The sequence below is a fragment of the Streptomyces sp. NPDC007929 genome (genome assembly GCF_042959065.1).
Taxonomy (GTDB): Bacteria; Actinomycetota; Actinomycetes; order Streptomycetales; family Streptomycetaceae; genus Streptomyces.
This window is the reverse complement of the sequence record NZ_JBIBKD010000003.1, coordinates 375,581-389,966: the sequence shown is the minus strand read 5'-3', so window position 1 is coordinate 389,966 and position 14,386 is coordinate 375,581. Positions and strand designations below refer to the sequence as shown.

The window sequence follows — 14,386 nt, the reverse complement described above, 5'->3', positions numbered from 1 at the left end:
TGAAGGCCAGCACAACCATTCACAGGCTTCACGGATCAAACCTGCCGAACCAAGGGCCACTCCCGCGCCCCACACGCGGAGGCCTCCCCCAACGTTCGTACCGCGTCCTGCGGTACGCCGGACTCTCCGAGGTCTTCATGAAGCTTCGCCGCGCCATGGCAGCAGCGGCCACCACGGCGGTCATAGCCCCGGTGGCACTGCTCGCGGCACCGGCCGCGTACGCGACCGACGAAACGACGCCCACGCCGAGCACGTCGGTGAGCGAGTCCGCTCCCGAGACGAGCGCGTCGCCGTCGGCGAGCGCATCCGAGTCGGCCGAGACGACGCCGACGCCGAGCGCGTCCGTGAGCGAGTCGGCTCCCGAGACGTCCAGCTCGCCGAGCGCGTCCGCGAGCGAGTCCTCCCCGGCGCCGAGCGCGTCCGAGCCCGAGGAGTCGGAGTCCCCCGACCCCGAGCCGTCGGTGTGCGAGGACACCAAGGTCGACGTCAGCATCTCCGGCCTGCCCGGCAAGATCGCGGCGGGCAGCGGCTGGCACAAGTTCTCGCTGAACGTGCTGAACAACTCCGACTCGACGCTGAACGACCTCGACTTCTTCGCCGGGGCCTCCCCCGACAAGAACGGCGAGGAGCTGTTCACCAGCAAGCAGGTCCGGCTCCAGGCCTGGGACCCCCAGAACAAGACCTGGGTCGACCTCAACGAGGGCGGCTACGCGGTCGGTTACGTCGGCTACACCGACGAGCTGAAGCCCGAGTACCAGGTCGACATCCCGCTGCGCCTCAACGTCAGCAAGTCCGCCCCGGTCGGCGCCGGCTTCTCGCTCGGTGCGACGATCTACGGCGACAACGACGCCGAGTGCACCGGCTTCGGTGACGTGTCGTACAAGTTCCAGATCGTCTCCGCCGGTACGGACACCGACGGCACCAAGCCGCAGGAAGGCGGCAAGGCGCCCGTCACCGACGAGAAGCCGAGCGGCAACACGCCGGAGGTCACCGGCAGCCTCGCCGAGACCGGCTCCAGTTCCGCGCTGCCGGTGATCAGCCTCGTCGGTGGTGCCGCGGTCGTCGCCGGTGCCGGCGCGATCTTCGTGGTCCGTCGCCGCAAGGCCGGCGTCCAGGCGTAAGCCGTAGCGGCCGGCAGGCCGTCGCACCAAGCAGAAGAGGGACCTGCGCTCGGAGGGGGGCGCAGGTCCCTCTTCTGTGTGCCGGACTCGGCTACTTCTTCGGCGGTACGGCCGGCATGCCGAGGAACGGCAGCCGCAGCGCCCCGAACGCCTCCGCCGGGACCGCCGGGGACTTCGGCTCGACGGGCTGGAGCCGCTCGTAGGTGCCCTGCTTCGGGCGCGGGTCCTCCTCGCCCTTGTTGGGCCAGTACGACATGGCCCGCTCGGCCTGGGCGGTGATGGTCAGGGACGGGTTGACGCCCAGGTTGGCGGAGACCGCCGCGCCGTCGACGACCGAGATGCCGGGGTGGCCGTAGAGACGGTGGTACGGGTCTATCACGCCGGACTCGCGGGAGTCGCCGATCGGGCAGCCGCCCAGGAAGTGGGCGGTGAGCGGGGTACCCATCAGCTCACCGACGTTGGAGCCCGCGAAGCCGTTGATCTCGGCGGCGAGCGCCGAGGCGCCCTCGGTGGCGGCCTTGATCTGCTTGGGGTTGGGGGCGCCATGGCCCTGACGTGCGGTGAGCAGGCCGCGGCCGACACCCGACGGTTTCATGTACGTCGTCAGGGAGTTGTCCAGCGACTGCATCACCAGGCCGATGATGGTCCGCTCCGACCAGCGGCGGTTCGACAGGGAGCGCAGCACCAGCACCGGGTGCTTCACCGCGTTGGCGAGGAAGCCCAGGACGCGCGAACTGCCCGAGTTCGTCCCTGCGTACGGCACCTGGAGGATGGACAGTCCGCCCATCGAGTTGGAGCCCTTGCCGTAGCGGACCGGCTCGATGTGGGTGTTCGCGTCGGGGTGGATGGAGGACGTGATGGCCACACCCCGGGTGAAGTCGGCCCTGGGCGCGCCGTGCGCCTTGCGGTAGCGCCGGTCGTCGGTCTGGGCGCCTACCAGGGCCTCGGAGTTGGTGCGGGTCAGCTCACCCAGCTTGTCCGACAGGTACGGCAGCCGGCCGCTCGCCTTCATGCGGTGCAGCAGGGTCTGGGTGCCGTAGGTGCCGGCGGCGAGGACCACCCGCCGGGCCGTGTAGGTGCGGCCCTTCTTCTTGCCGCGGTCGTCGGTGGGCAGGGTGGCGACGGCGTAGCCGCCGCGCGAGTCGTCGGTGACCGACACGACCGTGGTCATGGGGTGGACGACCGCGCCCGCCTTCTCGGCGAGGTGCAGGTAGTTCTCGTTGAGGGTGTTCTTGGCGCCGTGCCGGCAGCCGGTCATGCACTCGCCGCACTCCACACAGGCCTTGCGGGACGGGCCCGCGCCGCCGAAGTACGGGTCGGGCACCTCCTGGCCGGGCTTGGTCTTCGCCGAGCCGTCGGCGTCCTCGCCGTCGCCGAAGAAGACGCCGACCGGGGCCATGTGGAAGGTGTCGCCGCAGCCCATGCGCTCCGCGGCGGCCTTCAGGTGCACGTCGGAGGGGGTCATGGTCGGGTTGAGCCGTACGCCCAGCATGCGCCGGGCCTGGTCGTAGTACGGCGCCAGCTCCTCCTGCCAGTCGGTGATGTCACGCCACTGGGGGTCCTCGAAGAACGGCTTCGGCGGGACGTAGAGGGTGTTGGCGTAGTTGAGGGAGCCGCCGCCGACGCCCGCGCCGGCCAGGACCATGACGTTGCCCAGCAGATGGATGCGCTGGATGCCGTACATGCCGAGCTTCGGGGCCCAGAGGTAGTTCTTCAGGTCCCAGGAGTTCTTCGGGAGGGTCTCGCGGGTGAAGCCACGGCCGGCCTCCAGGACGCCTACCTTGTATCCCTTCTCCGTGAGGCGCAGGGCGGTCACCGAGCCGCCGAAGCCGGAACCCACGACGATGACGTCGTAGTCGTAAGCGTCCTGAGGCACGTGCCGTCTCCCCTTCGAGTGGCTGAAGCGCGGGTTGTCTAGCGGAACCGGAACGCCTTCATCAGGCGCAGGCTCCGGCTCATGAACTGGGCGTACTTCTCGTCGTCCATGCCCAGCGAGGGGGCCATGGGGAGGACGCGCTGGTGGGCGACCGTCTGGGCCTCGGTGTACTTGAGGATGCCCTCGGAGCCGTGGCGGCGGCCGAGGCCGGAGTCCTTCATGCCGCCCATCGGGGACTGGACGCTGCCGTAGGCGGGGGCGTAGCCCTCGTTGATGTTGACGGTGCCGGTGCGCAGCCGGGCGGCGACCTCCTGGCCGCGGCGGCCGTTCCTCGTCCAGACCGAGGAGTTGAGGCCGTACGCCGTGGCGTTGGCGCGCTCGATGACCTCGTCCTCGTCGGTGAAGCGGTAGACGGAGACGACCGGGCCGAAGGTCTCCTCGCCACAGACGGACATGTCCGTGACGACGCCGTCGAGGATCGTGGGCTCGAAGAAGTACGGACCGATGTCGGGGCGGGCCACACCTCCCGCGACGACCTTCGCGCCCTTGGCGACGGCCTCCTCCACATGCCGCGTGACCGTTTCGAGCTGGCGCTCGCCGACCAGGGAGCCCATGTCGGCGCCGTACGCCAGGGACGTGCCGAGGCGCATCGCCTTGGTGCGGGCGGCGAAGCGCTCCAGGAAGGCGTCCGCGATCGACTCGTGGACATAGAGCCGCTCGATGGAGATGCAGAGCTGGCCGGCGGAGGAGAAGCAGGCGCGCACGGCACCGGCCGCGGCCTTCTCGATGTCGGCGTCCTCAAGGACCAGCATGGCGTTCTTGCCGCCGAGTTCGAGGGAGACGCCCACCAGCCGGGCCGCCGCGCCCTGGGCGACCTCGCGGCCGGTGCGGGTGGAGCCGGTGAACGAGACGTAGTCGGCGTGCCGGACGACCTCGGGGCCGACGACCGGGCCGTCGCCGAGGACGATCTGGAAGACGTCGGCGGGCAGTCCGGCCTCGATCAGCAGGTCACGGGCCCACAGGGCGGTCAGGCAGGTCTCCGTGTCGGGCTTCATGACGACGGCGTTGCCCGCGACGAAGGCCGGGAGCGCGTCGCCGACCGACAGCTCCAGGGGGTAGTTCCAGGGGGCGATCTGGCCGACGACACCGCGCGGGTGGCGCAGCTCGGTGACCTTCGTGAGGGTCGGCATGGCGCCCGCGTGCCGCTTGGGCCGCAGGTAGGCGGGGGCCTTGCGGCCGTAGTGCCGGGCGGCGACCGCGACGGCCTGGACCTCCTCGTGGGCGTGCAGCCGGGCCTTGCCGGTCTCCAGCTGGATCAGGTCGAGCACCTCGGCCTGGCGCTCCAGCACCAGGTCGTGGAAGCGCAGCAGGACGGCGGCGCGCTGCCGTACGGGGGTCCGCGCCCACACGCCCTGGGCGGCCCGGGCCACTTCGTAGGCCTTCGCCACGTCCTCGGGCGTCGACTCGGGGAGGTCGGCCAGCTTCTCACCGGTGAACGGGGTGTGGTTGGCGGTCCGGCCGGAGCCGGCGACACCCTTGGTGAGCTGGGCGACCAGCTCGGGCGTGACCACGTCCGCGGCGGTGCGGGCGCCCTCCGGGGCGGGGGCGAGGGGGTTCGTACCGGTCTGTGCCGTGCCGGTCTCTGCCGTCTTCTCAGCGGCCTGCGCGTCCGTCATGAGGCGCAGGGTATGCCGCGAGGCAGGCTTTGGGTACCCGTCGGTAATACGGCTTCACCGAGTGCACACACGACGCCAGTGACCGCTGGCAGCAAACGCGCTGATCAGGGCGTTGTTCGGTGACCGGTTGGTGTGATCCGGTGTTCTACGATCCCGGGTCGGCGCCGAGCCGCCCCCGGGCTCCCTCGAACACCGAGGTGCCTTCCGCCTCCTGCGGCGTGCCCCGGGGCATGTCGACGCGCAGTTCGTACATGCGGTCGTCGCCGGTGCGCACGATCAGCCGCATGACCCGGCGCGGGGTGTCGCCCCGTTGGTACGCGGTGTCGGCGAGGACGGCTTCCCGGCCCTGGACGGTGGTGCGGGCGTACCGCGTTTCTCCCCGGGCGTCGTGTGCCTTCCGGGCCTGGTCCATCGGGTCGGCCGGGGCCTTGTCCCAGGAGAGGAGGCGGACCTGGATCGTGCCGGTCGGCTCGTCGCCGTAGAGCACGGTGCGGGGCTGCTCGGCCGCGCTGCCGCTGCGGGCGAGGGGGCGGTACTGGGGCGGGAGGTGCAGTACGGCGGCCATGTCGGGCTCGTGGTGCGGGACCCAAGGGTCGGCCACGTCCCGGGTCTGCCCGGCGGTCTCGGCGCTGCGGGGGTCCGCGCTGCGGGGGTCCGCGCTGCGGGGGTCCGCGCTGCTGGGGTTCGCGCTGCTGGGTTCCGCGAGTTGGGTGACGGCCCCTATGCCACCGGCGAGCAGAGCGGAGAGCAGGGCGAGGGGGCCGGGGCGGAGGAGGCCCTGACGGGAGGCGGGGGTGGGGGTGGGTGCGGGGGTGGGGTGTCCGGCGGGAACGGCGGTCGGCACCGGGGCGGACCGCCCGGCGGGCAGGGGGGTGGGTATGGGTTCGGCGGGCCGCGGCAGCTCGGCGGCCGGCGTCGGTGGGGTCTCCGGTCCCGCCGCCTCCAAATCCTTCGCGACCTCCTCGGCGGTGGGCCGCTGTTCGGGGTCCGCCCTCAACAGCCGGGCGAGCAACGGCCCGAGGGGCCCGGCCCTCGTCGGTTCGGGCGGCTCGGCGGCGAGGATCGCGGCGAGGGTGGCCTGCGGTGTGTCCCGCAGGAACGGCGACGAGCCCTCGACGGCCGCGTACAGCAGTACCCCCAGCGACCACAGGTCGGACGCGGGCCCCGCGATACGCCCGTCCACCCTCTCGGGGGCGACGAACTCCAGCGAGCCCCCGGCGAACTCCGGCGAACCCCCAGCGGACTCCGGCGAGCCCCCGGCGAACTCCGGCGAACCCGCGTCGGGCTTCCCGCCCGTCGGGAGGAAGCTCTCGCCCTGGACATGGGCGATGCCGAAGTCGGTGACGACGACCCGGCCGTGTGGGCCGAGGAGTACGTGGGCGGGCTTCACGTCCCGGTGGACGATGCCGACGGAGTGCGCGGCACGCAGGGCGCCGAGCACGGCGAGACCGATCCGGGCGGCTTCGCGTACGTCGACCGGGCCGCGTCGGAGCACCTCGCGCAGCGACTCGCCGGGCACCAGCTCCATGACGATCCACGGCAGCCCGTCGAGCGCCTCGCCCGCGTCGAGTTCGTCGGGGCCGACGGGACCCGGCCGTTCGTCCCGCCGCTCCGCCTCGACGACCACGTCGAGGATGGTGACGGCGGCGGGATGGTCGACGCGGGCCGCGGCCCGGGCCTCACGGTGGAGCCGGTGGGCCGCGCGCCGGTGACCCTCGTCGTCCGGGCGCCCCGGCAACCGGGGCTGCCGAACGGCGACCTCACACTGTGCGAGGTCGTCGTGGGCCCGCCAGACGGTGCCGGTGCCGCCGGAGCCGATGCGCTCCAGCAGCCGGTACCGCCCGCCGACCAGCCGGCCCCGGGCGTCGTCCGTCCCGCCCCCGTCGTTGCTCATGCCCCATCAGTACCCCGCGTGGCGCCCGCTTGTCGACGCGGGCCGCTCTCAGGGCAGTTGGACGGGCCCGGGTCAGGTGTTGTCGATGTCCAGGTTCGCGATGGCCACGCTCGCCACCTCGCGCCCGCGCTCGGTGAAGTCTCCCTTGCCCGGGTAGCTGACGGTGAGCTTGTACATGTCGCCGCCGGGGGTGCGGTAGTAGAAGATCTGGAGTTCCCGGGGGCGGGGGTTCTCGCTGTCGTCCGTCGTGAAGGGGACGGTGTTCAGGGCGGCCTTCTTGTCCCGGTACGTGGTCCCCCTGGGGTCGGACTTCTTCGGTCCCTCGTCCATGTCGAGCTCGTAGCTGCCGCTCTCCTTGAACCGGGTGTCGTCGTCGTACATCTCGGCGGCCGCGGAGCCCGCGATGTTGCCGCCGGTGCCCTCGGCCTTCTTCTCCAGGTTCAGGCCGATCCAGATGCTGCCGCTCCAGTCGGTGTACGTGACCCAGTGGCCCTGGTCGGACTTCCGGTCGGGCACCGTCCGCTGATACTCGGCGGGGACCGCGAGCGACGCGGCGAGGTCCGTCTCCCGCTTGACCTCCCAGCTGTCGGGCAGTGGCCCGGCGAACGGGTCCGCGATCACCAGGTACGCCCCCACCGCCGCCGCGACGACCGCCGCACCCAGCCCCAGCCAGGCCTTCCGGCCCAGCCGTACGCCCCGGCCGCCCGCTGTCCCACCCTGGCCGATGACCCGCACGGCCTGCGTGGGCTGGGCGGCGGGCGGGTTCGCGGCGGATTCCAGGAGGGCCCGCACCTGCGCGGCGTTCGGGCGGCGGGCCGGGTCCTTGTTCAGCAGGCCGTTGATGACCTCGGCGAGCGGGCCCTGGGCCGAAGCCGGCGGCGCGGGCGTGGCGTTGAGGACGGACTGGAGGGTCGCGGGGGTGTTGCTGCGGCGGAACGGGGAGACGCCCTCCGTCGTCGCGTAGAGCACCACCCCGAGGGACCACAGGTCGCTGGCGGGCCCCGGGCGCTGTCCCAGCACGCGCTCGGGCGCGATGTACTCGGGCGAGCCCACGAAGCCGCCGGTGTCGGTCAGACTGGTCTCGCCCTCGATCTGGGCGATCCCGAAGTCCGTGAGGACGACCCGGTCGTGCCGGCCGAGCAGCACGTTGTCCGGTTTCACGTCCCGGTGCAGGATGCCCGCCGCGTGCGCGGCCTCCAGCGCGCCGAGCACCTCCAGGCCGATCCGGGCCGCCTCGCGCGCGGACAGGGTGCCCTCCTGGAGCGCGTCGCCCAGTGAGCGGCCCCGCACCAGTTCCATCACGATCCAGGGCTGGTCGTCCACGACCGCGACGTCGTGCACGTCGACCACCGCCGGGTGGTCGAGCCGGGCCGCGGCCCGGGCCTCCCGCCGCATTCGCTCGAAGGCGTTGGATCGTTCACGTTCGGGAAGATGCTCCGGGACGCGGGGTTCCTTGACGGCGACTTCCCGGTCCACCGTCTCGTCCTTGGCCCGCCACACCGTGCCCATGCCGCCGTGTCCGAGCTTGGCCAGCAGCCGGTAGCGCCCGGCGATGAGCCGCCCCGCACCGGGGTCTTCGGACCGCTGGGCCGACTGGGCCGACTGGGACGGCACGACCTGGGTGGGTGACGCGGTGGGCGTGGCGTAGGGATTGCCCGGCACGGGCGCCTGCCGGTTCGGTGGTTGCAGTACGAAACTGGTTGGCTCGTCGGCCTCGGATCGGGCTCCCCCGTTGTTGCTCATGGGTTCATCCATATCGCGCCAACCCCCCACGGATCCACCGAGGGCGTCGACCGGTCACCGACCCGTGACGTCACTGAGCGGCTTATCACCCACTTTGCGAAGGTGCGTAACCCCGTCGGCGTCAGGGGGTGGGCGTGGGCGCGCCAGCGGAGGCCGATCGCGTCGTCGTCGGCGTCTTCGGTCCCTTCGGCGGCGTCGGTGCGGAACTCGTCGGCACGACACCGCCCTCCCCGTCGCCCTCCCCGGCGAGCAGGGCCGCCGCGGACACCCCCGCTCCCGCCATCGCCGCGACCAGCAGCGCCGCGATCAGCACGCGCCGTGTGGGCTGCCGCAGGAAGGGCTCCTCCGTCCGGACCGGGCTCGACGACCCGGCCGGTGGGGCGGTCGGCGGCGCGGCCGGTTGCACGGCCGACGGTGCGGCCGACGGCGCGGTCGGTGCGGTCGGCGGCCCGCCGACGAGACCCAGGTCTCGCCGGCCGTGGAGGCCGAGGTCTCGCCTGCCGAGGAGCCTCAGCGGCCTCCGGCGCGGCACGTCCCCCACCGTCGGCGGGTAGTCGGGCGGCGACATGGGGGTGAAGCCGTTGTCGCGGAAGGCGCGCAGCATCCGTTCCGCGCGTCCCGCGTCAAGCCGCCGGTCCGGATCGCGCTCCAGCAGACCTCGTACGACGGGCAGCAGCGGCCCGGCCTGCGCGGGCGGCTGGATGTCGCCCACCACGACCGCGTGCAGGATGCCACCCAGCGAGTCGCGGTGGAACGGCGATTCCCCGCTGAGGGCGGCGCACAGCAGCGCGCCCAGCGACCACAGGTCGGACTCGGGCCCGGTCCTGACCCCCGACATCCGCTCGGGCGCGGTGTATTCGGGCGAGCCGACGAAGGACCCGTTCTCGGTGAGGGTGGGGGTGCCCGCGACCTGGGCGATGCCGAAGTCGGTGAGGACGACCCGGTCGGTGCCCGTCTCCAGCAGCACGTTGTCCGGCTTGAGGTCGCGGTGCAGCACCCCGGCCGCGTGCGCGGCGCCCAGCGCGCCGAGCAGGGCGATGCCGATGCGGGCCGCTTCGGCGGCGTCGACGGGCCCCTGGTCGGCGAGGCGGTCGGCGAGCGAGCCGCCCTCGATCAGCTCCATGACGATGTAGGGGCGTTCGTCGTCCTCGACGACATCGTGGACGACGATGATGTGCGGGTGGCTCAACTGGGCGACGGCCCGGGCCTCCAACAGCGTACGGTCCCGTTGCCGGCGGGCCTGTGCCGTGGAGAGCGTCGGGTCGTAGGGGAGTTCCTTGACGGCCACGCTCCGGCCGAGCAACCGGTCGGTCGCCCGCCAGACCACGCCCATGCCACCGCGCCCGAGTCTCTCCTCGAGCCGGTAACGGCCCGCGATGACACGCCTGCTGTGCCCCTCGGTCCCCATGCGGCCATCATGCCCCAACGGACGGAACCACTCCGGTGCGCTGAGCTGCCGGTGGCCGAAACAGACAGCCCCTCGTCGCCCTCGGCCGGCCCTTTCAGGACTCTCGCCTCAGGACGTCTTCTCCTGCCAGCCCTGGAGCAGCGCGGTGAACTGCTTGCTCGCCTTCGGCCAGTCGGCGGCGGGGGCCGACATGTAGAGCGCGTACTCGGTGCCGTCGCGGGCCACGTACGTCTCCTCGACGGCCCGGCGCGGGCCGGGGAACTTGATGTCCTTGGGCTGGGCCGTCCAGGTGTACTCCCACCGGGCGCCCTCCCGGTCACGGTAGACGTTGCGCTCCAGCCTGACCCTCTTGTAGTCGACCAGCCGCTGAAGCTGCTGCTCCAGGTCGAGTTGGTGGGCGTAGGGGTCGGCGAAGTCCGGGGAGGTGTCGATGGCGATCCGGACGAAGTGCCGGCCGCCGTCCGGCGAGTAGTCGATCTGCTTGAGCTCGCCCTGTCGGCCGAACGGCGTGCGCTTCCAGCCCTTCGGCAGGTGGATGCTGAACCCGGCGGGGTCGTCGTAACGGATCCAGCTGTCCGGAACCGATCCCCCCGGCCCCTGCGTCGGCGAGACCGAAGTGCCCGATCCGCCCTGCCGGTTCTGGTGCCACTGCTGGAGCACCACGGCCGTGCCCCCGCCGATGATGGCCGCGAGCGCGACGACCAGGGCGAGGGTGCGCAGTCTGCGGCGCCTGCCCGAACCGGTTCGCTGTGTTCCCGCCGCCGGACCGGTGATGGTGTGGCCCCTCGGGCCCGCGGGACCCATGTGGCCGGCCGGGCCCGCAGGACCCATGTGGCCGGTCGGGCCCGCAGGACCCATGTGGCCGGTGGCGCCGTACGGCGCGGTGCCCGATGTGGGCGTCCCGGTGGTGGCCGGGGTGCCGGCCAGTGGCGGGAGCGGTGTCCCCGTGTGCGACCCCGAGCCGGTGCCGCCGACCGGGCCGGAGGTGCCGGTGGCGGCCGTGCCCGTGCCGCTGTGCGAGTCCCGGTACGGCGTCGCCCCGCCGTACCGCGTGGGCACGTACGCCTGCGCCACGTTCGGCCGCCGCCCGTCCGCCGCCTCGGCGAGCATCTGCTCGGCCTCGGAGGCGTCGGGCCGGGTGTTCGGGTCCTTGCGCAGCAGGGAGACGATGACGGGCGTGAGCGGACCGGCGTGCTGGAGCTGGGCGGCTTCCTCCTCCACCACGGCCTGCATGGTGGTCAGCGGTGTGGTGCGGCGGAACGGCGACCGGCCCTCCACCGCCGTGTAGAGCGTCGCGCCCAGGGCCCACAGGTCGGACGACGGGCCCGGGTCGTGGCCGCGTACGCGCTCGGGCGCCAGGTAGTCGACCGACCCGACGACCTCTCCGGTGCGCGTGATGGTGGTGTCGCCCTCGATCTGGGCGATGCCGAAGTCCGTGAGCAGGACGCGTCCGTCGCGGGCCAGGAGGACGTTGCCCGGCTTGATGTCGCGGTGCAGGACGCCGGCGGTGTGCGCGGCGCGCAGGGCCCGCAGCACCCAGAGGCCGATGCGCGCCGCCTCGCGCGGCTCGACGCGCCCCTCCTCCTTGACCGCGTCGGCCAGCGAACGGCCCTCGACCAGCTCCATCACGATCCAGGGGCGACCGTCGTGCTCCAGCACGTCGTGCACCGTGACGACCGCGGAGTGGTTGATGCGCGCCGCCGCCCTGGCCTCCGCCCGGGTGCGCGCCAGCAGGATCGCCTGCTCGCTCTCCGAGACGTAGAGGGCCGCCGTCAACTCCTTGATGGCGACGGACCGGTGCAACACCTCGTCATGTGCACGCCAGACCCGGCCCATGCCGCCACTGCCGATGGATTCGGCCAGCCGGTAGCGGCCCGCGACGAGCAGGCCCTGCATCTGATTCACGTTGCCCCGCAATGGTCTTGACAGGGTCAGCGTAAGGACCCGCCCTCAACCAGGGAACAAGCGGGGTACCACGGTGACCGCACTGTGACGGTTGTCGCCTGCCGGGACGTGAGGCAACCAGAGTGTGAACCGAGCCGTACAGACGGCGCGCCGCTCGCTCATCCGGTGACCTTGTACGTCGCCGCCGCCTGCTCGTACAGCCGCGTCACCTCGTCCCGTTCGGATTCCGGGCCGCGCACCTGGACCACGTGGTACCGCCCCTCGACCAGCATCGCCAGGTTGCGTACGTACAGCTCCCCGCCGTCCCCGCCGGTCCAGGTGAACTGCCCCTCGGCCATGGTCCGTCCGCCCACCTCGATCGTCTTCAGGCCGGTGGAGGTGGCCCAGCTGGAGTCGCGGTACGGCTGCAACTCGCGCTCCCTCTCCCGCTGGTAGGCCATCGGATCCCTGCCGTACGACGACGCGCTGTCCCGGCCCGCGACGACGATGAGCTCGAAGTCGCCCTTGGAGTAGACGACCTGACCGCTGCCGTTGCGCGGGCTGCGGTCCCAGCCTTTGGCGACGGCGACCTGGAAGCCCGCCGGGTCCTTGCGCAGGCTAAAACCGTCGGCGACGTCCGGGCCGGTGGTCTGGGTCTCGGTGGTGCCGGTTGACGACTTCGGGCTCTTGCCCGGGCCGGGCGAGGTCTGATCGGGCCGGGGCTCGCTGCTGGCGTCCGGCTCGGGCGCCCGGCTGACCTCGCCGGCGGCTCCGGTGCGGTCGGCTCCGTCGCTGCCCTCGGTCTTCGCCTTGGGCATGAAGAGCATGGCGTAGGCGATCGCGGCGGCCATCGCGAGCAGGACCAGCACGAGCAGGGTGCGGCCGAGGCGGCGTGGGGACGCCGACTCCTGCCTGGCCCGCTTGTGCCGCCCGTGGTGCGCGGGCAGCCCGGCCTTGCGCCGTCGCACGAGCTCGCCCCGGCGCCGTACGACGGGCAGCCGCCGGGCGTCGACGGGTGGCGCGGCGACCACGTGCAACCCGGCCTCCGGCTCGGGCGCCGAGCGCACCAGTGAGCGCAGCCAGCCGCGCACCTCCTCGAAGTCGAGCCGCTCGGTCGGGTCCTGGCGCAGCAGCGACTCCACCACCGGCCGCAGCGGCCCGCACTCCTCGGCGTACGCCGGCGGCTCGGCGCACACCATCTGCACCAGCTCCGCCGTCGACTCCTCCGGGTAGGGCGCATGCCCCTGCACGGCCCTGAAGAGCAGCGCGCCGAGCGCCCACAGGTCGGTCGCGGGACCGATCGGCGCGGCCAGCTGCCAGTTCTCGTGCACCGGGCCCGCCTGTTCGGGCGCCCAGCGCTCGGTCACGGGCCCGACCAGGGCCATCCGCGCCTGCCGGGCACGCTCGGCGGCCAGCGCCGTGGCCGGACCGCGCCGGGGTGCGGGGGTGTCGGCGACCAGGTCGTCCCACCGGGTGGGCTCGCCATGGCCCGCGGTGTCCGGGCCCACGGTGTCCGGGCCCACGGTGTCCGGGGCCGCGGTGCCCGAGGCTCCGGCCTCCGAGGCCGGGGGAAGCGCTGCCTGCTCCCGGCCCTGCGCCGCCGCCCCGCCGGTCGCGCCGCGGGGCACCGCGCCGTGCCAGCCCGTCGTCCGGGGATTGCCGCCCACGCCGTAGGGGTCGGCGATCCGCCCGGGCGGCAGGGCCCCCGGGGCGGTGCCCTGTCCGGGGATGTACGGCGCCTGCGCCGAACCGTGGGCGTGGGGCGCGCCCCCGGCGTCCGGGTCGGTGCGGGCTCCGGGCAGTGCGGTCCGCCCGCCCTGCTGCGCCTCCTGCACGCGTGCGGCGGCCCGGGCACCGGCCCGGTAGGCCGCGATCGCCCCCGCACGCGCCGCCCGCGGGTCCCCGCCGCCCTCCACCCGCCCACGCACCGGTACGACCGAACCGCCGCCCACGCTCTCACTCTCGGCCGAGGGCAGTCCCCTGGCCTCCCGGGCCTCTATGGCCGCGCGCCGCGCCGCCTCGGGATCACCCGCGCCGCCGACGCCCCCGCCCGGCCCGGAACCCCCCGGAGCACCGACGCGCGGGACCCGCCCGGCACCGCCGCCCTGCGGCCCCGGCCGCTGCCCGGGCTCCAGCTCCGGCTCCTCGAAGGGCGGTTCGGGCACCGGGTCGTACCCGCACAGCGCCTCCTCGGCCGCGCCCACCGCGAGGCCGGTCAGCATCACCCGGCCGTCGTCGCAGACGAGCACCGTCCGCGCGGTGATGTTCCGGTGCACCCAGCCGTGCGCGTGCAGCACCCGAAGAGCCATCAGGACGTCGGAGGCCACCTCGGCCGCCCGGTACGGCGACAGCGGCTTCTCGGCGAGCAGGGCCGCCAAGGGGCGTGCGGCCACCAACTCGCTGACGATCCACAGCGAACCACCCTCGGCGAACACGTCGAAGACCTGGTCGAGCCGGGGGTGGTCGGGAATCGCCGCCGCGGCCTGCGCCGCCTCCACCGCCCGTCGCACCACGGGATCCGCGGGCCGCCGGGTGCCCGCGCTCGACCGGGCCCCGGGCCGCCGGGCACCACCTTCACGTGCCGTGAAACCGTCGGGCAGCCCCTCCGCGTCGAGGACCTCGGCCTCCACCACCTCGGGCAACGGCACCTGCCGGACCAGGACTTCCTGTCCGCTGTAGGTGTCGAAGGCCCGGGTCTCGGTGAGTTCGTACTCGTCGGACGGCGGCAGTGGCAGGCGGTAGCGGTCGGCGAGCACCCGACCCGCGTAGTCGTCCACGTTGCCT

Annotated in this window: 8 protein-coding genes; 1 reads left to right on the top strand and 7 read right to left on the bottom strand. The window is 73.3% G+C overall.

The window, feature by feature from the left end; all coding sequences use genetic code 11:
• Positions 1 to 137 precede the first annotated feature (137 nt).
• Positions 138 to 1,121 carry an LAETG motif-containing sortase-dependent surface protein gene (locus tag ACFZDE_RS11445; protein WP_391199467.1) on the top strand — a complete coding sequence of 328 codons (984 nt, stop codon included), beginning with the start codon at positions 138 to 140 and terminating at the stop codon, positions 1,119 to 1,121.
• Positions 1,122 to 1,212: 91 nt separating this feature from the next.
• Here ACFZDE_RS11445 and ACFZDE_RS11440 read toward each other — a convergent pair whose 3' ends face one another.
• From ACFZDE_RS11440 to ACFZDE_RS11410, 7 genes are all read right to left on the bottom strand, one after another.
• Positions 1,213 to 2,997 (bottom strand): GMC family oxidoreductase N-terminal domain-containing protein, encoded by a 1,785-nt coding sequence (locus tag ACFZDE_RS11440; RefSeq protein ID WP_391199465.1) that lies wholly within the window; start codon positions 2,995 to 2,997, stop codon positions 1,213 to 1,215.
• A gap of 38 nt (positions 2,998 to 3,035) precedes the next feature.
• On the bottom strand, positions 3,036 to 4,673 hold the full coding sequence (locus tag ACFZDE_RS11435) for a succinic semialdehyde dehydrogenase (protein ID WP_391199463.1): 1,638 nt from the start codon (positions 4,671 to 4,673) through the stop codon (positions 3,036 to 3,038).
• 145 nt (positions 4,674 to 4,818) lie between these two features.
• Positions 4,819 to 6,567: a protein kinase gene (locus ACFZDE_RS11430; RefSeq protein WP_391199462.1), complete on the bottom strand. Its 1,749-nt coding sequence runs from the start codon at positions 6,565 to 6,567 to the stop codon at positions 4,819 to 4,821.
• 72 nt (positions 6,568 to 6,639) lie between these two features.
• Positions 6,640 to 8,310, bottom strand: a complete 1,671-nt coding sequence (locus ACFZDE_RS11425; RefSeq protein WP_391199461.1) for a protein kinase — start codon at positions 8,308 to 8,310, stop codon at positions 6,640 to 6,642.
• A gap of 121 nt (positions 8,311 to 8,431) precedes the next feature.
• Positions 8,432 to 9,718, bottom strand: a complete 1,287-nt coding sequence (locus ACFZDE_RS11420) for a protein kinase (RefSeq protein ID WP_391199459.1) — start codon at positions 9,716 to 9,718, stop codon at positions 8,432 to 8,434.
• 108 nt (positions 9,719 to 9,826) lie between these two features.
• The gene (locus tag ACFZDE_RS11415) at positions 9,827 to 11,614 is read right to left on the bottom strand and encodes a protein kinase (RefSeq protein WP_391199904.1); all 1,788 of its coding nucleotides are present in this window, start codon (positions 11,612 to 11,614) and stop codon (positions 9,827 to 9,829) included.
• 167 nt (positions 11,615 to 11,781) lie between these two features.
• Positions 11,782 to 14,379, bottom strand: coding sequence for a protein kinase (locus ACFZDE_RS11410; RefSeq protein ID WP_391199457.1), 2,598 nt, complete (start codon positions 14,377 to 14,379; stop codon positions 11,782 to 11,784).
• Positions 14,380 to 14,386 lie beyond the last annotated feature (7 nt).

Coding starts and splice junctions, on each gene's coding strand:
- ACFZDE_RS11445 (WP_391199467.1), top strand. CDS start 138: ATGAAGCTTCGCCGCGCCATGGCAGCAGCGGCCACCACGGCGGTCATA.
- ACFZDE_RS11425 (WP_391199461.1), bottom strand. CDS start 8,310: ATGAGCAACAACGGGGGAGCCCGATCCGAGGCCGACGAGCCAACCAGT.
- ACFZDE_RS11435 (WP_391199463.1), bottom strand. CDS start 4,673: ATGACGGACGCGCAGGCCGCTGAGAAGACGGCAGAGACCGGCACGGCA.
- ACFZDE_RS11420 (WP_391199459.1), bottom strand. CDS start 9,718: ATGGGGACCGAGGGGCACAGCAGGCGTGTCATCGCGGGCCGTTACCGG.
- ACFZDE_RS11430 (WP_391199462.1), bottom strand. CDS start 6,567: ATGAGCAACGACGGGGGCGGGACGGACGACGCCCGGGGCCGGCTGGTC.
- ACFZDE_RS11415 (WP_391199904.1), bottom strand. CDS start 11,614: ATGCAGGGCCTGCTCGTCGCGGGCCGCTACCGGCTGGCCGAATCCATC.